Here is a 22,834-nt window from a genome sequence, read left to right on the forward strand (position 1 = left end):
GCAGAGTCATTCAATGCTAAAATTAAGGCGTTTAGAGCTGCTTTAAGGGGAGTAACGGATATAAAGTTCTTTCTTTTCAGACTTACAAAGCTATATGCTTAATCCCCCTGGTTTATCGGGTGAGCCGGTACATGGGACCTTCGTATTCCAAAGAGAGAAAACGGAAAAATCCGACTGGCAGTTTCCTTTACGAGGAGAAATCTGTCAATCGGATTCTGTAGAGTGACTTTAAATAATAGTCTAATTCATCTGGCGCAACACTTTCTCATAATAGTTTTGAGTGGCTCGCTTCGAGTAGTTGTGACCTCCATTCCATGCACGAATGGCATACTCCACGTTGTTTGCCTTGTTGTAGAACGACTGTATGAGAAGAAACATCTCTTTCGATTTCTTTGCATTGAATCGGTCGTTCATTGTGTAGCGCTTTTTGCTCTGCCTCATCTGCAGGATGCGATTGCATTCCTTAACGCAGATAGGTGTAATCTGCATGATGCCGCACGACTTACCACTTACGGCTTTAGGATTACCTTGACTTTCTACCTGAATAATCGCGCTGATAACAGGAGTCCAGTCAAACGAGCGTTCATTGTTCTTCGTTCCTGCCGAAGCATTGATGGAACAGGCCATCATGATGGCCAATGTAATCAATACATTTCTAGCAATCTTTGTCATAAATAATCCTGTTAAGCATGACCGTCTCACCACGAGACATTCAACCGTCACACTATTGTTAACGGGCACAAAGGTACGACTATTTTTTGGAACTACCAAACTTTACTCCGAAATGAGACGTTGATTATCAATTAATTAACATAAATCAACTGCTATTCACAGATGGAAATGCATAAAAAAAGGGGGCTTTCGCCCCCAATTATGCATGTTAACAAATCATCAATTATCCTGCTGAAAGAGTGGATCTTCTGGCATCACCATGATGGGTTTCTGATTATAGTCTTTCAGGAGTTTCTCGCTCACATATTTCTTATTGACTACGAGTCGGAACATGTATTCGCGGAACCATCTGTCGGTCATAATGAGGCATCCTTTCTGTCCCCAATCACCTCCCCAGGAGTTTTCAACTTTCCACTTTGTGGCCTTTCCGTTGGCATCAAGATCCACGGCAGTAAGTGTCATGGCATGGGTAGAGCCACTGTCGAATGTGGAAATGCGCTGGGCTTTGTCCATGGTGAATGAAGTACCGAAGAGAGAGGCATAGTCGAAATTCTCTGTATCGGCATAGCCACGTTTGCGGTCAAGTTGCTTGCCTACATCATAGCTGGAATAGAGCTTACGACCGTCTTTGAGCGATGCTACAGCGAGCTGTTCTATCTCATCCATAGGCAAGTTGAGGTACTTCCAGTTGTGCCCATCATAGGTATGGCGGTCGTATTCCACCTCATAGGTCTTATAATAAGGACGACGCGGATCGTTCATCACCATGATAAAAGTGCCATTGATAGGTCCACCAACCACTTCCTCTGCGAATGTCTTTGGAGTATAGTGTTTAACAGGAGTCTTTGCTCGTCCGTCCTTGCCTTTGAAAGCATAGTCAAACTCCTTGACGGGTTCACCAAGTGTAAGGGCAAGGATATTGTAGATTTCAGAAAGGGCGGTTACCTTAGCTTTCTGCACATCGGCTGTTTTCTTGCCATCTGCTACCATCTGGCGCAGTTTCAAACCATGTTCACGCAGTTTGGACTTGACGATAGAGGCCATCTTTGCCGTATTTTCTGCCGAGAAGCTTTCAGGTTGAACACTACTGGGCACAAGGCCGTACTTTTCTACCAAGTCTGCCACACCACAGAATGTTCCTCCGTCATTGATAGGACTTTGGAAGAAGAACTGCACGCGCTGGTCTTCAAATGGTTTCTTCGCATGATCTATCACGCCTTGAAGCATCAAGTTTGCCTTTTCAAGCTGGTCGTAGAAGAACAGATAGTTTTGCGAGAGCGAAACGGTCAACGAGTCTGTGCGTTTGGCAAAATTGCCACGCAGCACATTGAATCCGCTAAACATCCAACATCTTCCACTTGACTTTTGATTGGTGATAGACTGACTGGGTGTCTCCACACTAAAATAGGTATCGAAGGCTCCTGCATTGGCTTTGTTGACAGCCAAGCCGTCGATAGAATTGACAGCTACTGCATTTTGCAGCGCACGACTGGCAGGATTTGCCTGATGTTGCTTTTCAAATTGCTGCATCATCTGCGGAGAGATACCACCGGCATTTTGCGCCTCGGCATTGATGACGAGTAACATGGCTGCGGTTGTTGCCATTGCTGATTTGACGAAGTGTCGAGTAGTTATTTTCATTTGCGTCTTGCTTTTTTGGTTATTGATTTCTTTTTTTGCGTAGTAGTATTCTTCTTTTTGGTTTGCACAGTATTTTTCTTGTTTGTGGAAACAACAGTTTGGGGCTTATAATACTTCATAGCCTCAGGCATCCAGGCCTGTATCTGTGCTATACGTGTGGCATCGGTAGGGTGAGTGCTGAGCCATGATTTCGAGCCTCCACCAGTAGCTTGCGACATGCGTTTCCAAAAATCCACAGCTTTCTGTGGATCATAGCCTGCCATGGCTGCAAAGATAATACCGAGATGGTCGGCCTCACTCTCGTGGTTGCGCGAATATTTCGCACTTGCTCCCTTGGCTCCAAGTCCGAAAACCGTTCCGGCTATATTCTGCAGTCCGCTACTGGCACCTGCACCTTGCATCAAAACGCTGAGGGCTTGTGCGCCATATTGTTGTCTGATGAGCGTACTCATCTGCTCGGCAGAGTGCTTGGCCACCGCATGGGCTATTTCATGTCCGAGAACTATCGCAAGCGAAGTCTCGTCTTGAGTGACAGGCAACAGTCCTTCATAGACCACAATCTTACCACCGGGCATACAGAAAGCATTAACCTGCTTGTCTTGTACGAGATTGAACTCCCACTTGTAGTTGGCAACCTCACTGGAAAGGCCGTTGGCGTTGAGATAAGCCACAACGGCATTTGCAAGGTTCTGCCCCACTCGCTTCACCATGTTGGTATTTGCCACATTCGTGGAAGGTTTGGCGGTTTTCATGTATTCCGCATACTGTTGATTACTGAGGCTGAGCACTTTTTCGTCGCTCACCATCATGTGTTGTTTTCGTCCTGTGATAGGTACCGTCGTGGTGGTTCCACAACTGGCCAGTACGGCTACGGCAACTATCAAAATAATCAATTTAGCTTTATTCATTTTTTGTATCCTTAGTATCTTCTTTCTTATAGACATTAAATTGATATCAAATGCAAAGATACTACTTTTTTTGTACTTTAGCTATTTACAAAGGAAAAACATCATAATATTTACATAAAAAGCACTTCAAAAACCATTATTATACTACTAAAACAGCACGATCCCTACGGGGAAATATTACAGCGTATCAAAAACGCATAAATACGCATACCTATAAAATAAAATAGGGAATGAGACCGTATTTGTTGCATGATTCAGAAAAAAGCTGTACCTTTGTGCTGAAATTCAGAAAACTATTATGGGAAAGATTATTCTGACGGGCGACCGTCCTACAGGAAAACTGCACTTAGGCCATTACATTGGCTCGCTGCGCAGACGTGTTGAACTGCAAAATGCCGGAGGCTACGACAAGATGTTCGTATTCATGGCAGATGTTCAGGCACTGACAGACAATGCTGACAATCCAGAGAAAATCAGACAAAATATCATCGAGGTGGCCCTCGACTACCTTTCAGCAGGACTCGACCCTGAGAAATGCACCTTGTTTATCCAAAGTCAAATACCAGAACTGGCAGAATTGACCACCTACCTGATGAATCTCATCAGCGTAAGTCGCGTACAGCGCAACCCAACTGTAAAGACAGAAATCAAGATGCGCAACTTCGAGGCAAACATTCCCCTCGGATTCTTCTGCTATCCTGTCAGCCAAGCAGCAGATATCACGCTCTTCAAAGCTACTACCGTTCCTGCCGGAGAAGACCAGGAACCCATGTTGGAAGTGACTCGCGAATTGGTGCGTCGCTTCAACCAGACTTATGCACCGGTACTGGTAGAACCAGAAATCATGTTGCCCGAAAACGCAACAGCCCGTCGTCTGCCCGGCACCGATGGTAAAGAGAAAATGTCGAAATCACTTGGAAACTGCATCTACCTCAGCGACTCTGCTGCTGATGTATGGAAGAAGGTGAAGAAGATGTCTAACGGAGAGCCACGTATGAGCTTGGACGAACCGGGACATCTTGAAGGAAATGCTGTTTTCACCTACCTCGAAGCTTTCAGTAGCGATGAAGACTTTGCTGAGTTCTGGCCAGAATTTAAGACTCTTGAAGAACTCAAGGCACAATATGTGAAAGGTGGTATCGGCGACGGAACAACCAAAAAGTTCCTCAACAATGTGCTCAATAAATTTATGGAGCCCATCCGCCAACGTCGTCATGAATTCGAGCAGGATATTCCTGAGATCTACAATATTCTGAAAAAGGGTACTGAAAAGGCGCGCGAGACAGCAGCTCAGACCATGTGTGAGGTACGTTCTGCCATGCAGATCAACTACTTCGACGATACCGAACTCATCCGTCAGCAGTCAGAACGTTTCAAGGGTTAAGGACTCTGATAGGCCGAGACTATAGCCGACACAAAACAGACACCAAAGAGATTATAATACAGCAACATAAAAAACGATTGGGTTATGGCAGATTACATCATGAACAACGTATGGCAGGTATGGGCCATCGCGGCCGTTATTTGTCTCATACTCGAATTATCGTCTGGTGATTTCTTTATCATCTGTTTCTCCATAGGAGCTGTGGCGTCGGCTATCGGAGCTGCAATAGGATTGAACATCTATTGGCAATTGGCAATCTTTGCAGCAGTAGCGTTGGCCAGCATCTTCTTTGTGCGCCCGATAGCATTACGCTATCTGCACAAGAACGAGCCCAACCGTCCTAGCAATGCCGATGCACTTATCGGACGAATAGGACGTGTCACAGAAACCATCAAGACGGGAGGCTACGGAAGAGTTGCCATTGACGGTGATGTATGGAAAGCTGTCAGCAATAGCGCCACCGACATCACAGCAGGATCTACCGTAAAGGTTACGGATCGGAAAAGCACCATCATCCAAGTGGAATCAACAACAAGTATAAACGAATAAAACCAAGACATTATGGAAGCATCTTTTTTCACCTATGTGCTCATCGCCATCATCATCTGCGTAGTAGTCTTCGCCAAGATGGCGCTGGTTATCATTCCACAGTCGGAAACAAAAATCATCGAACGTCTCGGTCGTTACTATGCGACACTCAAACCAGGCATCAACGTTATCATACCATTCATTGACCGTGCCAAAGCCATCGTCGTGCTGACACGTGGACGCTATGCCTACTCTGACAATATTGACCTCCGTGAACAGGTTTATGATTTCCCATCACAGAACGTAATTACGAAAGATAACATCCAGATGGAGATCAACGCGCTACTCTACTTCCAGATTGTTGATCCCTTCAAGGCTGTCTATGAAATATCAAACCTGCCCAACGCTATCGAGAAACTCACACAGACCACACTCCGTAATATCATTGGTGAACTGGAACTGGACGAGACACTCACCTCACGCGACACAATCAATACCAAGCTTCGCGCCGTACTCGACGATGCCACCGACAAATGGGGTGTAAAAGTCAATCGCGTAGAACTCCAAGACATCACACCACCAACAAGTGTGCTCAATGCCATGGAGAAACAGATGCAGGCAGAACGAAACAAACGTGCACAGATTCTGACTTCAGAGGGTGAAAAAGCTGCGGAGATTCTTGCATCAGAAGGTGAGAAAACCGCTATGGTGAACCGTGCCGAAGCACAGAAGCAGCAAGCCATTCTCCATGCAGAAGGTGAAGCACAGGCACGCATCCGCAAAGCAGAAGCAGAAGCAAAGGCCATCGAACTTATCACCGAAGCCGTAGGAAAGAGCACTAACCCTGCCAACTATCTGTTGGCACAGAAATATATCCAAATGATGCAAGAGCTGGCAAATGGCGACAAGACCAAGACTGTCTATCTGCCATACGAAGCCACAAATCTCCTGGGAAGCATAGGAGGTATAAAGGACTTGTTTAAGACCACAGAATAACCAACACCTTAATATAATATATAGATCAAAAACAAACAACCCTATAAAAGAGATATGAAGAAACAACTCAAAAAGGTACTCGTGCTCGGTTCGGGTGCCCTGAAAATCGGACAAGCCGGAGAGTTCGACTACTCAGGCTCACAGGCACTCAAAGCCCTGCGCGAAGAAGGTATATCATCGGTACTGGTAAATCCAAACATTGCCACTATCCAAACCTCGGAAGGCGTTGCCGACAAAGTGTATTTTCAACCCGTCAATACGTATTTCGTAACAGAAATCATCAAGAAAGAACGTCCTGATGGCATCCTGTTGGCATTCGGCGGTCAGACAGCCCTCAACTGCGGTACCGAACTCTATCTGTCTGGTGTTCTTAAAGAATATGGTGTAGAAGTGCTCGGCACAAGCGTAGAAGCCATTATGAACACCGAAGACCGCGACCTCTTCGTCAAGAAACTGGCAGAGATTGACATGAAGGTACCCGTGAGCCACGCTGTAGAAAACATGGACGATGCGCTCAAGGCAGCCCATAATATCGGATTCCCCGTAATGGTACGTTCTGCCTACGCATTAGGCGGACTGGGCAGTGGTATCTGCCCTGACGAGAAAACATTCATATCTCTGGCAGAAAGCGCATTCACCTTCGCACCACAGATTCTCGTAGAAGAGAGTTTGAAAGGATGGAAGGAAATTGAGTTCGAGTGCATCCGCGATGCCAACGACCACTGTTTCACCGTAGCTTCAATGGAAAACTTCGACCCTCTGGGCATCCATACTGGTGAATCTATCGTAGTGGCTCCTACCTGCTCATTGACCGAGCAACAGGTGAAGATGTTGCAGGATATCACTACTAAATGTGTACGCCACTTGAATATCGTAGGTGAGTGTAACATCCAGTTTGCCTTCAATGCAGAAACTAACGACTACCGCATCATTGAAATCAATGCACGTCTGAGCCGTTCATCTGCACTTGCTTCAAAAGCAACGGGCTATCCCCTAGCCTTCGTAGCTGCCAAGATTGCTTTGGGCTACACGCTCGATCAGATTGGCGAGATGGGAACAACATCATCAGCATACGTGGCTCCAAGCCTCGACTATATGATTTGTAAGATTCCACGCTGGGACCTTACAAAATTTGCTGGCGTATCACGCCACCTCGGTTCATCCATGAAGTCGGTCGGTGAGATTATGAGCATCGGACGTTCATTTGAAGAGATGATCCAAAAGGGACTCCGCATGATTGGACAGGGTATGCACGGATTTGTAGGCAATGACCACACACGCTTCGATGACCTCGACGATGCATTGGCAAACCCAACAGACCTCCGTATCTTTGCCATCGCACAGGCCATGGAAGAAGGATATACTATCAAGCGTATCGAGGAATTGACCAAGATTGACGTATGGTTCCTTGAACGATTGAAGCATATTGTTGACCTGAAACATCAGTTGATGGAATACAATGCCGTAGAGGACGTACCCGCCGCCCTTATGCTTGAAGTGAAACAGGCAGGATTCTCAGACTTTCAGATTGCACGTTTCGTACTCAAGCCACAGAGTGGCAATATGGAGAAGGAAAACCTCAAAGTACGTGAGATCCGCAAACAGATGGGTATCATGCCTTCGGTAAAACGCATCCCTACTGTAGCATCTGAACATCCAGAACTGACCAACTACTTGTATTTCACCTATACACACACACCAGCATTTGCTACCCCCGACGGCAAAGCATACAAGACCGCACACGACATCAGCTATTATAAGAACGAGAAATCTGTAATCGTTCTCGGTTCTGGCGCCTATCGCATCGGTTCAAGCGTCGAGTTCGACTGGTGTTCGGTTAATGCAATCAACACTGCACGCAAACTCGGCTACAAGTCGATCATGATCAACTACAACCCCGAAACCGTATCGACCGACTACGACATGTGTGACCGCCTCTATTTCGACGAACTGTCGTTAGAGCGTGTTCTTGACGTCATCGATCTTGAAATGCCACGCGGTGTCATCGTCTCTGTAGGTGGACAGATTCCAAACAACTTGGCAATGAAGCTCTACCGTCAGGGTGTTCCTGTATTGGGCACCTCTCCAGTTGATATTGACCGTGCAGAGAACCGTGACAAGTTCTCTGCCATGCTCGATAAATTAGGAATTGACCAGCCACGTTGGCGCGCTCTGACTTCGTTCGACGATGTCAAGGAGTTTGTAGATGAAGTTGGTTATCCCGTACTGGTACGTCCATCCTATGTACTCTCAGGTGCAGCCATGAACGTATGTTACGACGATGAAGAATTGCATCGTTTCTTGAATATGGCAACCGAAGTATCCAAGGAGTTCCCCGTAGTGGTAAGCCAGTTCATGCAGGAAACCAAAGAGATTGAGTTTGATGCTGTTGCCGACAAGGGTGAGGTTATTGAATATGCCATCTCTGAGCATGTGGAATATGCCGGTGTCCACTCTGGTGACGCAACCATGGTATTCCCCGCACAGCATATCTATTTCTCAACTATCCGCCAGATTAAGAAGATTTCCCGCAAGATTGCACAGGAACTCAACATCAGCGGACCATTCAACATCCAGTTCCTTGCCAAAAACCGTGAGGTGAAGGTTATCGAATGTAACCTGCGTGCATCACGCTCATTCCCCTTCGTATCGAAGATTCTGAAGCGCAACTTCATCGAGACATCAACCAAGATTATGCTTGATGCTCCCTATTCTCGTCCAGCCAAGAGCGAGTTCGACATCGACCACATCGGTGTCAAGGCATCACAGTTCTCATTTGCCCGTCTGCAGAATGCCGATCCCGTACTCGGTGTTGATATGAGCTCTACCGGTGAGGTAGGCTGTCTGGGCGATGACCTCAACGAGGCTTTGCTCAACGCACTCATCGCCACTGGCTACCGTCTTCCCAAGAAGAGCGTTCTCATCTCTTCAGGAGCCGCAAAGGGTAAGGTTTCATTGCTCGAACCAGCCAAGCAACTCGTCAAGAAGGGTTACGAGGTATATGCCACACCAGGCACAGCCAAGTTCTTCAATGAGAATGGTGTGAAAGCCACTGCCGTCAACTGGCCCGATGAGGAAGGCGACAACAATATCATGCAGATGATTGCTGACCACAAATTCGACTTGATTGTCAACGTTCCCAAGAACCACACCAAGCGCGAATTGACCAATGGTTATCGCATTCGTCGCGGCGCCATCGACCACAACATCCCCTTGATGACCAATGTGCGTCTGGCAAAAGCCTTCATTGAAGCCTTCACTGCCCTCCGACTTGAAGACATCAAGATCAAGAGTTGGCAGGAATACAATGCTTAATAACAAATATGATTAGATATTATCTCATACTCCTGTGCATGTTGTTCACAATAGGGCTTCATGCACAGGAGTCTCCTAATTCACGTCAAGCGCGGCGTATGTTCAACGAGGCCTATCAAAAGGTTTATGGTCCTCAAGGTTCACGTTTAAGCTATAGTGTCAATATCATAGGCATCTACAAAGCCCAAGGAACTATCTGGACCAAAGGGAAAAGCAGTAAATTTGTAGAAGACCGCTACACAGCATGGAACGACCAAATCACCTACACCCGTGTAGATCGGAAGAAGAGAACCGTTACCATCTATCGTTCTGACGATGAATCACGCGATAAATATGCCTCAAAATTCACATTCAAACCCGACAACTACAACTACCATATTGCTAACGACAAGCGTGGTTATGTCATCACACTAAAGGCAAAAAAGGGCGTTAAGGGCATCAAAGAGGCTGATGTACTGCTCGACCACCACACACGAAATCCCATCAGCATCCGTGTGAAGGTAGGCTTTTTCCACACTACAATAAAAATAACCAATTTCAAAACGGGTGGTATCAGCGATCAAGCATTTGTATTCCCCCGTCACCAATACAGCAATTACGGAATTATCGACAACAGATAAGACAATGGAGAAAAAAGGATTGGTACTTGAAGGCGGTGCAATGCGCGGACTATGGACTGCTGGCGTCATCGATGTGATGATGGAAGCAGGCATTAAGCCCGACGGTATCATCGGCGTATCTGCAGGCGCAGCATTCGGTTGCAACTATAAGTCACAGCAACCAGGACGCGCCATCCGTTATAACAAACGATTCGCCAAAGACAGGCGCTACAGCGGTTGGCATTCACTCTTCCGCTCTGGCGACTATTTCAATGCCGAATTTGCCTACCATATCGTTCCCCACGACTACGACATCTTCGATTCAGAGACATTCGCCAACAATCCCATTGAGTTTACTGTGGTCTGCACAGATGTAACAACAGGAAAAGCAGTCTATCATCAATTAGACCATATTGATTATGAAACATTGGAGTGGATACGTGCCTCTGCCTCCATGCCTATGGTTTCAAGAGTTGTTTCTATCGGCAATCACCAACTGCTCGACGGTGGTGTCAGCGACTCCATTCCTTTGGCCTATTACGAGAGTCAGGGTTATAAACGTAACATCGTCATCCTAACCCAACCAGCAGGCTATCGCAAGTCTCATAACGCTCTGATGCCTCTCATGCGTTTGGCACTCCGTCATTATCCCAATATGATAGAAGCCATGGATCAGCGCCATCTGATGTATAACAGTCAATTGGACTATGTGACACAAGCAGAAAAGGAAGGTCGATGCCTTGTCATTCGTCCGGAAGGCAAGATTCCCATTGGCCATCTCTGCCATGACCCCAAACGCATGCAACTGGTTTATGAACTGGGACGCGAAGTAGGTTACAAGCAGTTGGATGCCATCAAGGAATATTACCGTTAAATACCCCTCTGCATCAATACGCACTATACAGACGATTACAATTAGTGTATAGCGCAATCAGAATAAAAGAATATCAATTAGAAGGAAACAGTAGAATATGAGAATCGACATTATCAGTGTATTACCCGAAATGATTGAGGGCTTTGTTCACGAAAGCATTCTTGCACGTGCCGAAAAGAAAGGGCTGGCGGAAATCCGCCTGCACAACCTGCGTGACTACACGCTCGACAAATGGCGTCGTGTGGATGACTATCCGTATGGCGGTTCTGCCGGAATGGTCATGCAGTGTGAGCCTATTGACCGATGTATTACTGCCCTGAAGGCTGAGCGTGATTACGACGAGGTGATATTTACCTCACCCGATGGTGAGCAGTTCAATCAACATATTGCCAACGACCTATCATTGAAAGGCAACCTTATCATCCTCTGCGGTCACTATAAAGGTATTGACCAGCGCGTTCGCGACCATCTCATCACAAGGGAAATATCTGTAGGCGATTACGTGCTGACAGGAGGCGAACTGGCAGCTGCCATCATTGCCGATGCTGTTGTACGTGTAGTGCCTGGCGTGATTGGTGACGAACAGAGTGCTCTGTCTGACTGTTTTCAGGATGATCTATTGGCAGCCCCAATCTATACTCGCCCTGCCGACTATAAAGGTTGGAAAGTACCAGAGATTCTGCTTAGCGGTAACGAGGCCAAAATCAAAGAATGGGAATTGGAACAGGCCTTAGAACGCACACGCCGTCTCCGCCCCGACCTATTGGGCGAATAATCCAAACAGCCCCTACAAAATAATTTCCATCTGATTTTGCAATCAACAAGATGCAAAGTCAGATGGAATTGTTATACTCCAGTCAATTGTTCCTGATTGACAAAGCGTTCACCAAGCATAAAGCCCTCCTCATAGAGCCGTTCCAGTTTTTCCACATCACGTGTTACTCTTCCCACCTCCATGGGTCGTTCTGGACGTATGACCATGATCTCTCCCCAATCCTCCATACGTTCGATAAGTTCCAACTGGCGATTGTATTCCGCAACACGACGACTCAATGCCACACGCAGTCTGGGATAACGAGAATACACAAAACGCGGCACCTTCAAATCAGGTTCCGACGAGCGATAGCCACGGTTTCTCGTCAATATCACCACATGTTCAGTATGTCCAGTATCCATGGAACGCACAACCGGAATACTATCTACAATACCTCCGTCAAGCATCGGTATTCCATCAACCTTAGTAATCTGTGCCACAAAAGGCAAAGAAGAACTCGCCTTGACAATCTGTGTAAGACGCTGATGGTCGTAACGCTCGGAGAGATATTCCGCCCTTCCCGTCAAACAATTTGTGGTGACGGCTTCAAACACAGCTGGATTATGTTCATAGGTATCATAATCGTAAGGCACAATCTCATTTGGAAAACGATCATAAAGAATGTTTGCATCGAATATCGTACCATCTTTGATGAGTTTCTTAAGCGAAATATAATCATATTTCTTCAACATATCAATATTGGAGTAACGTGCCCTTCGTGCTTGATGGCTCATATACGACAATCCATTACAGGCACCCGCCGATACTGCCACAACATATGGAAACCATATCTCATGTTTCATAAAGGCATCAAGAACACCCGAAGTGAATACGCCACGCATTCCTCCACCTTCCAATACCAATCCTGTTTTAGCGGTTATTTTCATATTTCTCTCCCGTTATCGTTGTTCATACAATCTTATTTCGGCTGCAAAAGTAGTATTTTTTGAGTTAACAGACAAATCACAACTATAAAAACATTGAAAAATGGCATATCTATCGATTATTTTTCGTAACTTTGCGCATACTGAAAACCAATTTCTATAAGATATGAAAAAGATTCTCGTTTCTCTCTGCCTAACACTGGCAACAATGACCGTCAGCGCCAAGACTTATTCCGTCAGTTCGCCCAACGGACTGATTACCGTCAATGTGTGCACCGACAACCAACTACAATGGGATATCCGAAAGGATAATACCGTCATACTGCAACCATCCGCAATCGGACTGAAAACCGACATCATGGATTTCGGACAGAACGTCAAGGTAAAGAAGACTCGTTCGTCAAACGTGAGGAAGTCTTCCGGCAACTATGGCCTACTGCAAATGGTATGCAATGGTCTGATTGTCGAGTTTCGTGTGTTCAATGATGCAGCAGCCTATCGCATCGTCCCCACCAAACCCTTGGCAAAGGTAGTCAACGAGACCGCAGAATTTCGTTTCGCTGCAGACTATGAAGCATTCATCCCTTACGTCAACGACAATCGTGCAGGAGAGCGCTGGTGCTACTCGTTTGAGTCATACTACGACCGTCAGCGTCTCTCTCAGATGTTTGCAGACTCACTTGCTATCACTCCCACAGCCATCTGTCTCCCAGAAAAGCGCAAAGCCGTTGTGATGGAGGCAGACGTAGAAAACTATCCCGGCATGTATCTCAAAAAGGGGAAAGGCAATAGCCTTCAGGCAGCATTTCCTCCCCTGCCATTAGAAGAGGAGATAGGCGGTTACAATCGTCTGAATCTTGTACCCACACAACGTGCAGAACATATTGCCGAAAACGTAAGTCGCCTGCCATGGCGCATCGTTGTGATCAGCGACTCAGACCGTGAACTATTGGGCAACGACATTGCACGCCGCCTTGGTCCTGTATGCCGGCTGACAGACACCTCATGGATTAAACCCGGGAAGGTAGCATGGGACTGGTGGAACAACACCAACCTGACAGGTGTCGATTTCCGTGCCGGCATCAATACGGAAACTTATAAATACTTCATCGACTTTGCCCGCAAGAACAAACTCGAATACATCATCATTGATGAAGGATGGAGTGATCCCGAAGACCTACTCCACTTCTCTGACAAGATGGATATGGCAGGCATCATCGACTATGCCCGTCAACAGGGTGTCGGTGTCATTCTCTGGTCGTCATGGCGCAACCTCATTCAAAGAGGTCATGAAAAGATGGAAGAGATTATGAAACACTATGGTGATATGGGTGTGAAAGGCTTCAAGGTTGACTTCTTCGACCGTGACGACCAACGTGTCATCCAGTCTGTCTATGAAGTAGCCGCATGTGCAGCACGCCATCACCTTTTGCTCGACCTTCACGGCATGCGTCCTTTCGGCGTACAGATAGCATATCCCAATATCGTCAATTTCGAAGGAGTGAAAGGTCTGGAGAACTCGAAATGGGAACCACGTGTCGGTGACGGTCCACTCCACGACCAACCCATGTACGACGTCACCATCCCCTACCTCCGTGCGTTGCCTGGTCCGTTTGACTATACTCCAGGCGCTATGGTCAATGCCGTTCGATCACAGTTCTTCGGCAACAACGACCATCCCATGAGTCAAGGCACCCGTGTTCATCAAATGGCTATGTACACCCTGTTTGACGCTCCACTCCAGATGTTGGCTGACAGTCCTTCAAAATACATGCAGAATCAAGAATGTACCGATTTCATTGCTGCCGTTCCTACCGTCTTCGACGAGACAGTCGCCCTGGCCGGTGAGATGGGCGAATATGCTGTAGTTGCCCGTCGCAAAGGAAACACCTGGTATGTAGCAGCCATGACCAACTGGACAGCACGCCATCTGACTATAGACTGTTCGTTCCTTGGCGATCACCGCGCCACAGCCGACATCTTTGCCGATGGCATCAATGCTGATCGCGAAGCAACCGACTACCAGCATCAACGCATTGAAGTAGATGGCAAGAGCCGTCTGCCCATCTATATGGCTCCGGGTGGAGGATGGACCGCCATCATCCGCTGACATATAGCTATCATCAAGAGATAAGAGTTCGATGGAATCATTGCTTCCACCGAACTCTTCTTTTTGTAGTCCAAAGTAAAAGTGCTTCAACAATCACTACTGTCTTGCCTTGCCTTTGTCATCAAATAAAAAAGGCAACATGCAACAATCATGACACTACTCGAAATAGCATAACTGTCACATTTGTCCCGCCTTGACACTCTTTATCACCCTTTTAGACAAAAAACACGATGGATGACCTTCATAAGAAAAGCCATCCATCGTGTTATATATTAATAAGGTGGGAATCAGCGGATGCGATCAGCTGCCCTAACCTTACGTTCATCGGAGAGAATACCCTGACGCGCCATAAAACAAAGTATAATGGCAATAGCAGGGAACACAGCAGCAATATTAACATGGAAATCTGCTGCATTAGGAGCCAGGAACTTGCTGAGCACAGCCAGTGCCACATACCATATCACATGGAGCATGATGTTAATCAGGCAGAAGCTCGCCTGCAGAGTGCGCTGCGTATAGCGGAAGATGGTATAGACACTCAGTGATGCTGCCAACAGCATGACCATAAACAATGGCCACGGCAAGTAGCTGAGCGCTCCACTCGGAGTTGTCATCCACAAGCTATAGACACGGTGCAGAGTAAATCCATCGGCACTTACAGTAGCCAATGGGAAACACAATGCCAAGACGCTCATCACGGCAGCCAAGAAGAGAAAGATGGTCTGCTTACGCTGTATCATGACTGTATTAGTTCAGTTCTTCGCTATTCTGTTCGCGAGCAGGATCACGCCAGTAGATTTCGCCATCTACAAACTCCTGTGTAGCGAGCAGTGTAGGTTTCGGAAGTTTCTCGTAGTAGCGTGAGATTTCAATCTGCTCACGGTTTTCAAACACTTCCTCGAGTGAGTCGTTATATGAGGCAAACTCAGCCAGTTTCTTCGACAGGTCTTCTTTGATCTGAACGCTAATCTGGTTGGCACGCTTCGCGATGATAGCAACACTCTCATAAAGGTTTCCTGTCTCGTCACAGAGATCCATGATGTTACGGGTAACGGTGTTAACCGGTGCTTTTGATTTCTTGTAATCCATTGATATTTATCTTAAACTATTTTACGCTGTTAATACTATCTTACTGTTTATTGCTGATGGAACATCAATCGCCAGTGATCTTCTTGCACTTGGCAATATACTTGTTGGCACGAGATGCTTCTTTGGAATCGGGATACTCATTGAGGAATCCATAACATTCATCCTCTGCATCGCGATAGCGCTCCAGTTTTTTCTCTTCAGAGGAATTTTCTGCGAGGTCAAACTTGCTACGCATGATAAGTACCGCAAACTCTTCGCGCAACTTGGTATAGGGGTATGTTTTCAACGCATTCTGCGCGGTAATGATACATGCTTCATAGTTACTCTCTGTATTGGCATTGATATTTCCGAAATATCCCCCGAGGTTGTAATACAGTTCAGCCGAGAGATACTCTTTCTTCACGAGATTGTCCTGCAGGTCGAACAGGCGCTGCTGTGCCTCTGCCCTCAATTTAGAATCAGGGAAGACATCCAAGAACTGCTGATAGGCATTGATAGCGCCTACTGTAGGCGTCTGGTCGAGTCGTGGTTCAGGAGTGCTTTCGTAGAGCGACTGTCCCACATTGAAGGCAGCCTGCTCTGCAAATACACCTTTTGGATAGGTGGCATAATATTTCTTAAAGGTAGCGCTGGCAGCTTCAAAGTCGTGGTTGCAATATTGTGACAGTGCCAAAAGATAGAGGCTCTCTTCTGCGGTATCAGTACCTTTTCTGAAAGTTACCACATCCTGCAGCAACGAAATGGCCTGTTGAAACTTGCCTTCTGCAAAGCATTGCTTGGCAAATTCATACTTATAATCATTGTCTGGTGACTTATAGACATTGTTAAACTCTGCGGCACAACTGCACATCAGAGCAGCCATACAGAAGATAATGATTGACTTCTTGTTCATTCTCATACTTTGATTTGACGTGCAAAATTACTCATTTTCTACCGAAAAGCAAAGGTTTTCAAACGATTTTTAGCAATTAGTGCGCTGCAATAACTTTTTTTACGAGGAAAATATGTAATTTTGCATTTCTATGAAGTTTGAACTGACCTCCAACTACCGACCGACGGGTGACCAGCCAGAGGCTATCCGCCAGTTGACCGACGGTATCACCCGTGGCGATGCCGCTCAGGTATTGTTGGGTGTAACAGGATCAGGAAAGACCTTTACCGTGGCAAATGTCATTGCCAATGTCAACAAGCCCACCCTCATCCTGTCACACAACAAGACATTAGCAGCCCAGCTCTACGAAGAGATGCGGGGTTTCTTCCCACACAATGCCGTAGAATACTACGTGAGCTATTACGACTACTATCAGCCGGAAGCCTATCTGCCATCTACTGATACGTATATCGAGAAAGACCTCGCCATCAACGAAGAGATCGACCGACTGCGTCTGAGGGCTGTCAGCGCATTACTCTCTGGCCGAAAGGATGTGGTCATCGTCTCTTCTGTCAGTTGCATCTATGGTATGGGAAGTCCTGTTGCCATGCAGGAAAACGTGATAGAGGTTCACAAAGGTCAGATATTAGACCGCAATGCACTCCTTCGCCGACTCGTCTCTGCACTTTATGTGCGCAACGATATAGAACTGAAACGCGGTTGTTTCAGGGTCAAAGGCGACACGGTAGATATTGCCATGGCATACAACGAAGTCATTCTGCGCATCACCTTCTGGGACGATGAGATTGATGCCATCGAGGAACTGGACGCCATGACCATGGATCGGCTGTCTTCCTTTGACGAATACAAGCTCTACCCAGCCAACCTCTTTATGACTACTGAAGAGCAGACCTCCATCGCCGTCCGTCATATTCAGGACGACCTCATGAAGCAGATAGCCTATTTTGAGGAATTGGGCGACGATATCAAGGCGCAGCGCATCAAAGAGCGTGTGGAATACGACATGGAGATGATCAAGGAGCTGGGCCATTGCTCGGGTATCGAGAACTACTCGAGATATTTTGACGGAAGACAAGCTGGCGAGCGTCCCTACTGTCTGCTTGATTTCTTCCCCGAAGACTACCTGATGGTGATTGACGAAAGCCATGTCAGTGTGCCGCAGATCAGTGCCATGTATGGTGGCGACCGCGCCCGAAAGCGCAATCTGGTGGAATTTGGTTTCCGTCTTCCTGCCGCCTTCGACAACCGTCCGCTGACCTTCGATGAGTTTCAAGCCATGACCCATCAGGTCATCTATGTATCTGCCACACCAGCCGACTATGAACTCCAACAGGCGGAGGGTGTCGTCGTCGAACAGCTGATCAGACCCACCGGACTGCTTGACCCAGAGATTGAGGTAAGACCCACCGAAAATCAGATTGACGACCTGATGGAAGAGATCCAGCAGCGCATCCAACGCAAGGAACGCGTATTGGTGACAACGCTCACCAAGCGCATGGCAGAGGAGCTCAGCACCTTCTTGCTCAACCACGGCATTCAAACCGCCTATATCCATAGCGAAGTGGCCACGCTCGACCGCATCAAGATACTCGAAGACCTGCGCAACGGCACCTTCGATGTCTTGGTAGGTGTCAACCTGCTCCGTGAGGGTCTCGACCTCCCTGAAGTATCGCTCGTTGCCATCATCGATGCCGACAAAGAGGGATTCCTTCGTTCACACCGCTCACTCACCCAGACGGCAGGCCGTGCCGCCCGTAACGTCAACGGCAAAGTCATCATGTATGCAGACCGCATCACGGCATCCATGCAACTGACCATCGACGAGACGCTGCGCCGCCGCATGAAGCAGATGCACTACAACGAGGAACACGGCATCACCCCGCAACAGATCAAGAAGAATCTGAAGCAGAGCGACCTGCGCCAGGAGACAGAGGGTACGGAACAGAAGGGCTACAAAGCCTATGCCGAACCTGTCGCATCCGCTGCCTTTGCCGCCGACCCCATCATTCTTCACATGACGAAAGAACAACTGGAAAAGAGCATTGCAGAGACCACCCGACTGATGAAGGCAGCCGCCAAAGAACTGGATTTCCTTCAGGCAGCGCAATACCGCGACGAGATTATCAGATTGCAAAAGGAACTGGAATTAAAATAAATTATCACATTTTTTTAGGTCATTCGCACGATATTTCGTACTTTTGCACCATTATAAAAGAGAACGAGACAGATGAAGAAATGTATATTGATGTGTGTCGTCATGGCAATGACCCTGACCGCCACAGCGCAAAACACCTGGGAAGAACCCGAAAAGAAGGAGGAGAAAGTTGCCGTTGTCGAAACGAATCCGATGGAGAAATACCTCAAGGGTGCAGTTCCCGAAGTGAACGGCAAGGTGACTTTTACCAAGACCTTTGACGCTCCGGGCAAGACTGCTTTTCAGATTTACAACATCCTTGGAAAATACCTGCAAGGCGTGACCCGCGAACCCCAGCAGATCAACAGCCAACTCATCAAGGCCGACACCGCCACCTATGAGATTGACGTCAAACTGGAAGAGTGGCTCGTCTTCCAGAAGACAGCCCTTGTGCTCGACCAGACCCGTTTCTTCTACACCATCAAAGCCCAGTGTGCCAACGGCAAAGCCACCCTCACCCTGTCCAACATCCGCTATAATTACGATGAGGAGCGCACCCCCATCCGCATCAGCGCCGAAGACTGGATTACCGACCGTGTGGCAGTCAACAAGAAGAACACCAAGCTGTATCGCCACAGCGGCAAATTCCGCAAATGTACTATCGACAGAAAAGATTACCTTTTTGAACAAATAGAAGGATTACTCCAATGAGAACACTAAAAAACATACTCAACACCATCTTCATTTTCGGAGCCATCATCGGCATGTATCTTTATTATAAAGGAAACGATGCCGGAACCATCGTTATCATGGTGGCTATGGGTTTCAAATTTGTAGAAGTGGCATTGCGCCTCTTCAAAAAAGATAAAGATAAAGACCTACAGTTTTGAACAAGTTTATCATCACGCTGGCATGCACCCTGAGCATGACCCTCAACATCGTGGCGCAGAGCAATCCCACCCGCATCACCGATACGGGCGACGGCTTCAACGTGACCGACGATAACTCCACCCGCAGCTTCAATCCCAACCATCGGGATTCCGTGGCAGACAAAGAGATCCCCATGGGTGTCCATACCTGGACGGTTGACAGACGCTATGGCGATGTCACTCCGGCTGTTACCGACACCCTGCCCCACCTCTACCAGAACTCCATCTTCAACACGGGTGTGTTTGGCGAGTACAATACCATCGGCAACAACTATACGCCGCGCATCAGCCGTATCATCATGGATCGCCCGAAGACCTCGGAGTTCTTCTTCACCCAGCCTTACGACTTCACCATGAAGGAGCCCGATGCGTTTCAGTTTGTCAACACGCTGTCGCCGTTCACCAATCTAAGCTACGACAACTGTGGCGACAAGCAGAACGGTGAAGACCATATCGACGCTAAATTTGCTGTCAATGCCAACAAGCGGTTGGGCTTCGGTTTCGACCTCGACTACCACTATGCCAGAGGTTACTATCAGAACCAAAGCACCTCCCACTTCGGTGCATCGCTCTTTGCCTCGTATATCGGCGACAAATATCAGATGCATGCCCTGTTCTCTACCTACCATCGCAAGGCGGCTGAGAACGGCGGTATCACCGACGACAACTATATCACCCACCCAGAGAGCTACGACGACCAGTTTAGTGAGAACGAGATACCGACGGTGCTCTCTAAAAACTGGAACCGCAACAATTCCAACCACCTGTTTCTCTCCCATCGCTACAATATCGGCTTCTATAAGCGCGTGGCGCTGACCGAAGCGGAAAAGAAAGCCAGGGCGTTTGCCAAGGCGTCAGCCCAAGACAGGAAGCAGCGCGACAACCTCCGCAACAATCAGGATGGTGACGATGCTAACGGCAACAAGCGCCGCAACAACAGGCGCACCACCGATCCTGTTGCCACGGGCAGACCCGACGGAGCCCGCATCGCAGGCGATCTGCCCAAGACTGGCGAGAAATCTGCCGATCCAGACTCCACCCGTATTCAGGTCACCTCCCAGCAGATGGCAGACAGTTTGCTGGCTGTGCAACACCGGAAGGATTCGCTCGACGCCAACACCAAGCGCATCTACGTACCCGTCACCAGTTTCATCCACACCCTCGACATCAATAGCTTCAGTCGCATCAATCAGGCGTATGCCTCTCCTGCCGGCTATTATGCCAACACCTATTATAAATATAATGACCGTGGCATCTATGGCAACGACTCCATCTACGACCAGACGAAATACCTCTCTGTCAAGAATACCTTTGCCGTAGCGCTGATGGAGGGCTTCAACAAGTATGCCAAGGCCGGCGTCAAGGCATTCGTCAGCTACGACCATCGTAAATACCAGATGCCCGACCTGTTGCAGGAGGGTGACGAAGGCTACTATATGCGCAGTTGGTCTGAAGGTCTGGTGAGTGTGGGCGGACAGCTGTCGAAGACCCAGGGGCGCACCCTCCATTACAACCTCGACGGTGAGTTCTTCCTGACGGGCAGCAACGCTGGTTCTGTGAGTCTTAATTTCAATACCGACGTCAATTTCCCCTTGTTTGGCGATACTGTGCGACTGGCTGCCAAAGCCCATTTCGACCGCATCACGCCAACCTTCTTCCAGCGCCAGTACCACTCCAAGCACCTGTGGTGGGACAACGGCGATATGAGTAAGGAGATCCGTTCCGGCATCGAAGGCATCTTCACCATCGACAAGACCCACACCCAGTTGCGTGTGGCTGTCGAAGAGATCAAAAACTACACCTACTTCGGCATGGAGTATGCCATCGACGAAAAACATAACTTCACAGGGCTGCAGGGCGGTGTCTATCAGGAGGGTGGCAACATCAACCTCCTGACAGCCCAACTGCGTCAGAACTTCAAGTTGGGACCCTTGCATTGGGAGAACATCGTGACTTACCAGCATTCGAGCAACAAGGACGTGCTTCCCGTGCCCACTGTCAATATCTTCACCAACCTCTTTTTCAAATTCCTGGTCGTGAAGCAGTTGACCGTAGAACTGGGTGCCGATGCCACCTTCTTCACCAAATACTACGCACCCGACTATCTGCCTCAGATCGGCCAGTTTGCCGTACAGAAGAATGTCGAGTCGCGTGTGGAACTGGGCGGCTATCCTTTTGTTGACGTCTATGCCAACATGCACCTGAAGCGCACCCGTTTCTTCGTCATGATGAGTCATGTCAACAAGGGTATGGGCAACAAGATGATGTTCCTTGCGCCCCACTATCCACAAAACGGAAAAGTACTGCGTATCGGTGTTTCCTGGAATTTCTACAACTAAACCTCAATCGGGGTTGACCGACAGGAAATCCTCGCATCACCCTACCTGCCAGAGATACCGTCACTCAGCGCCAATGATTTGTTCATAACACTGTTCAAACCATTGGCGCAACTGTTTCGGATTGACCAGTATTTCGCGCAGCGCCTTGAGGTTGCGCTCGTTTTCCGACCCTTGTATCCAGAGTCGTATATATCCCGTTGCCGCATATTTGTTTTCCAGGTGCGATTTGAATCGCTTCCATTGTCCTTCGCGGTCAATGTCCGGGTAGTTGTCCAGCCCAAACTGTATCACCCGTCGGAACACCACCTCAGGGGCAAGGTCGCGGTCTGCTTCTGCCACAATCTTTCCGTAGATGCTCCGTGGGGCGTGTGAGGCAGAGGCGCGGTGATCCTCCACCGCCTCCTTCATGATTTTCAGCTGTTCGGGCGAGAACCATCGTTTCAGTCGGGCGTCCTGCATCAGTATCTTGCCACTCGTCAGATGATGCACGGCGCGAGGTCCCGACAGTCCGAGGTCGTGGTATGCCGCCACGACATACGCCATGTTGATATCCGCACCTGTAGTTTTCGCCAGCGCCAGCGACCGTCTCACCACTCTCGTGACGGCTCACCCGATAAACCAGGGGGATTAAGCATATAGCTTTGTAAGTCTGAAAAGAAAGAACTTTATATCCGTTACTCCCCTTAAAGCAGCTCTAAACGCCTTAATTTTAGCATTGAATGACTC

General features: G+C 47.9%; 19 protein-coding genes and 2 pseudogenes. 13 read left to right on the top strand and 8 right to left on the bottom strand.

Annotation, left to right across the window (positions count from 1 at the left end):
* A pseudogene (locus tag CIK89_RS13820) lies at positions 1–102 on the top strand (DDE transposase); the annotation flags it as partial.
* Positions 103–240: 138 nt separating this feature from the next.
* Here the strand turns inward: CIK89_RS13820 and CIK89_RS04560 are convergent.
* From CIK89_RS04560 to CIK89_RS04570, 3 genes are all read right to left on the bottom strand, one after another.
* The gene (locus tag CIK89_RS04560) at positions 241–672 is read right to left on the bottom strand and encodes a lytic transglycosylase domain-containing protein (RefSeq protein ID WP_094390256.1); all 432 of its coding nucleotides are present in this window, start codon (positions 670–672) and stop codon (positions 241–243) included.
* 219 nt (positions 673–891) lie between these two features.
* Positions 892–2,277 (bottom strand): aminopeptidase C, encoded by a 1,386-nt coding sequence (locus CIK89_RS04565; protein ID WP_094390257.1) that lies wholly within the window; start codon positions 2,275–2,277, stop codon positions 892–894.
* A 32-nt stretch (positions 2,278–2,309) separates the two neighbouring features.
* Positions 2,310–3,221 carry a M48 family metallopeptidase gene (locus tag CIK89_RS04570; RefSeq protein ID WP_094390274.1) on the bottom strand — a complete coding sequence of 304 codons (912 nt, stop codon included), beginning with the start codon at positions 3,219–3,221 and terminating at the stop codon, positions 2,310–2,312.
* 298 nt (positions 3,222–3,519) lie between these two features.
* Between CIK89_RS04570 and trpS the strand changes: the two genes are divergently transcribed.
* The 7 genes from trpS to trmD all read left to right on the top strand — a co-directional run bounded on the left by trpS (position 3,520) and on the right by trmD (position 11,692).
* Complete coding sequence (trpS, locus tag CIK89_RS04575; protein WP_094390258.1) at positions 3,520–4,605, top strand: tryptophan--tRNA ligase; 1,086 nt, start codon at positions 3,520–3,522, stop codon at positions 4,603–4,605.
* An 84-nt stretch (positions 4,606–4,689) separates the two neighbouring features.
* Positions 4,690–5,154, top strand: coding sequence for an NfeD family protein (locus CIK89_RS04580; RefSeq protein ID WP_094390259.1), 465 nt, complete (start codon positions 4,690–4,692; stop codon positions 5,152–5,154).
* Positions 5,155–5,166: 12 nt separating this feature from the next.
* Complete coding sequence (locus tag CIK89_RS04585; protein WP_094390260.1) at positions 5,167–6,129, top strand: SPFH domain-containing protein; 963 nt, start codon at positions 5,167–5,169, stop codon at positions 6,127–6,129.
* Between the two features lie 54 nt (positions 6,130–6,183).
* The gene (gene carB / locus CIK89_RS04590) at positions 6,184–9,444 is read left to right on the top strand and encodes a carbamoyl-phosphate synthase (glutamine-hydrolyzing) large subunit (RefSeq protein WP_094390261.1); all 3,261 of its coding nucleotides are present in this window, start codon (positions 6,184–6,186) and stop codon (positions 9,442–9,444) included.
* Positions 9,445–9,452: 8 nt separating this feature from the next.
* The gene (locus tag CIK89_RS04595; RefSeq protein ID WP_094390262.1) at positions 9,453–10,064 is read left to right on the top strand and encodes a hypothetical protein; all 612 of its coding nucleotides are present in this window, start codon (positions 9,453–9,455) and stop codon (positions 10,062–10,064) included.
* Between the two features lie 4 nt (positions 10,065–10,068).
* Entirely contained in the window at positions 10,069–10,917 is an 849-nt protein-coding gene (locus CIK89_RS04600) for a patatin family protein (protein ID WP_094390263.1), read from the top strand.
* Positions 10,918–11,014: 97 nt separating this feature from the next.
* The gene (gene trmD / locus CIK89_RS04605; RefSeq protein ID WP_094390264.1) at positions 11,015–11,692 is read left to right on the top strand and encodes a tRNA (guanosine(37)-N1)-methyltransferase TrmD; all 678 of its coding nucleotides are present in this window, start codon (positions 11,015–11,017) and stop codon (positions 11,690–11,692) included.
* A 71-nt stretch (positions 11,693–11,763) separates the two neighbouring features.
* Here trmD and CIK89_RS04610 read toward each other — a convergent pair whose 3' ends face one another.
* Complete coding sequence (locus CIK89_RS04610; protein WP_094390265.1) at positions 11,764–12,618, bottom strand: patatin family protein; 855 nt, start codon at positions 12,616–12,618, stop codon at positions 11,764–11,766.
* A gap of 163 nt (positions 12,619–12,781) precedes the next feature.
* On the opposite strand from CIK89_RS04610, the gene CIK89_RS04615 reads away from it, so the two are divergent.
* Complete coding sequence (locus tag CIK89_RS04615) at positions 12,782–14,725, top strand: glycoside hydrolase family 97 protein (protein WP_094390266.1); 1,944 nt, start codon at positions 12,782–12,784, stop codon at positions 14,723–14,725.
* A gap of 287 nt (positions 14,726–15,012) precedes the next feature.
* Here CIK89_RS04615 and CIK89_RS04620 read toward each other — a convergent pair whose 3' ends face one another.
* The 3 genes from CIK89_RS04620 to CIK89_RS04630 all read right to left on the bottom strand — a co-directional run bounded on the left by CIK89_RS04620 (position 15,013) and on the right by CIK89_RS04630 (position 16,706).
* Positions 15,013–15,465, bottom strand: a complete 453-nt coding sequence (locus tag CIK89_RS04620) for a DUF4293 domain-containing protein (RefSeq protein WP_094390267.1) — start codon at positions 15,463–15,465, stop codon at positions 15,013–15,015.
* Between the two features lie 7 nt (positions 15,466–15,472).
* The gene (locus CIK89_RS04625; protein WP_094390268.1) at positions 15,473–15,814 is read right to left on the bottom strand and encodes a DNA-directed RNA polymerase subunit omega; all 342 of its coding nucleotides are present in this window, start codon (positions 15,812–15,814) and stop codon (positions 15,473–15,475) included.
* Positions 15,815–15,878: 64 nt separating this feature from the next.
* Positions 15,879–16,706: an outer membrane protein assembly factor BamD gene (locus tag CIK89_RS04630; protein WP_094390269.1), complete on the bottom strand. Its 828-nt coding sequence runs from the start codon at positions 16,704–16,706 to the stop codon at positions 15,879–15,881.
* Positions 16,707–16,836: 130 nt separating this feature from the next.
* Between CIK89_RS04630 and uvrB the strand changes: the two genes are divergently transcribed.
* From uvrB to CIK89_RS04650, 4 genes are all read left to right on the top strand, one after another.
* Complete coding sequence (uvrB, locus tag CIK89_RS04635; RefSeq protein WP_094390270.1) at positions 16,837–18,861, top strand: excinuclease ABC subunit UvrB; 2,025 nt, start codon at positions 16,837–16,839, stop codon at positions 18,859–18,861.
* Positions 18,862–18,933: 72 nt separating this feature from the next.
* On the top strand, positions 18,934–19,551 hold the full coding sequence (locus CIK89_RS04640) for a DUF4468 domain-containing protein (protein ID WP_094390271.1): 618 nt from the start codon (positions 18,934–18,936) through the stop codon (positions 19,549–19,551).
* Positions 19,548–19,730, top strand: coding sequence for a hypothetical protein (locus tag CIK89_RS04645; protein ID WP_094390272.1), 183 nt, complete (start codon positions 19,548–19,550; stop codon positions 19,728–19,730). Before CIK89_RS04640 ends, CIK89_RS04645 begins: the two co-directional genes overlap by 4 nt.
* Complete coding sequence (locus CIK89_RS04650; RefSeq protein ID WP_254046616.1) at positions 19,727–22,108, top strand: putative porin; 2,382 nt, start codon at positions 19,727–19,729, stop codon at positions 22,106–22,108. The genes CIK89_RS04645 and CIK89_RS04650 overlap by 4 nt, the downstream gene beginning before the upstream one ends.
* Positions 22,109–22,168: 60 nt before the next feature.
* On the opposite strand, the pseudogene CIK89_RS04655 reads toward CIK89_RS04650, so the two are convergent.
* Positions 22,169–22,711 (bottom strand): annotated as a pseudogene (locus tag CIK89_RS04655) (HD domain-containing protein); the annotation flags it as partial.
* Positions 22,712–22,834: the final 123 nt, after the last annotated feature.

The sequence above is a fragment of the Prevotella sp. P4-119 genome (assembly GCF_002251345.1).
Taxonomy (GTDB): Bacteria; Bacteroidota; Bacteroidia; order Bacteroidales; family Bacteroidaceae; genus Prevotella.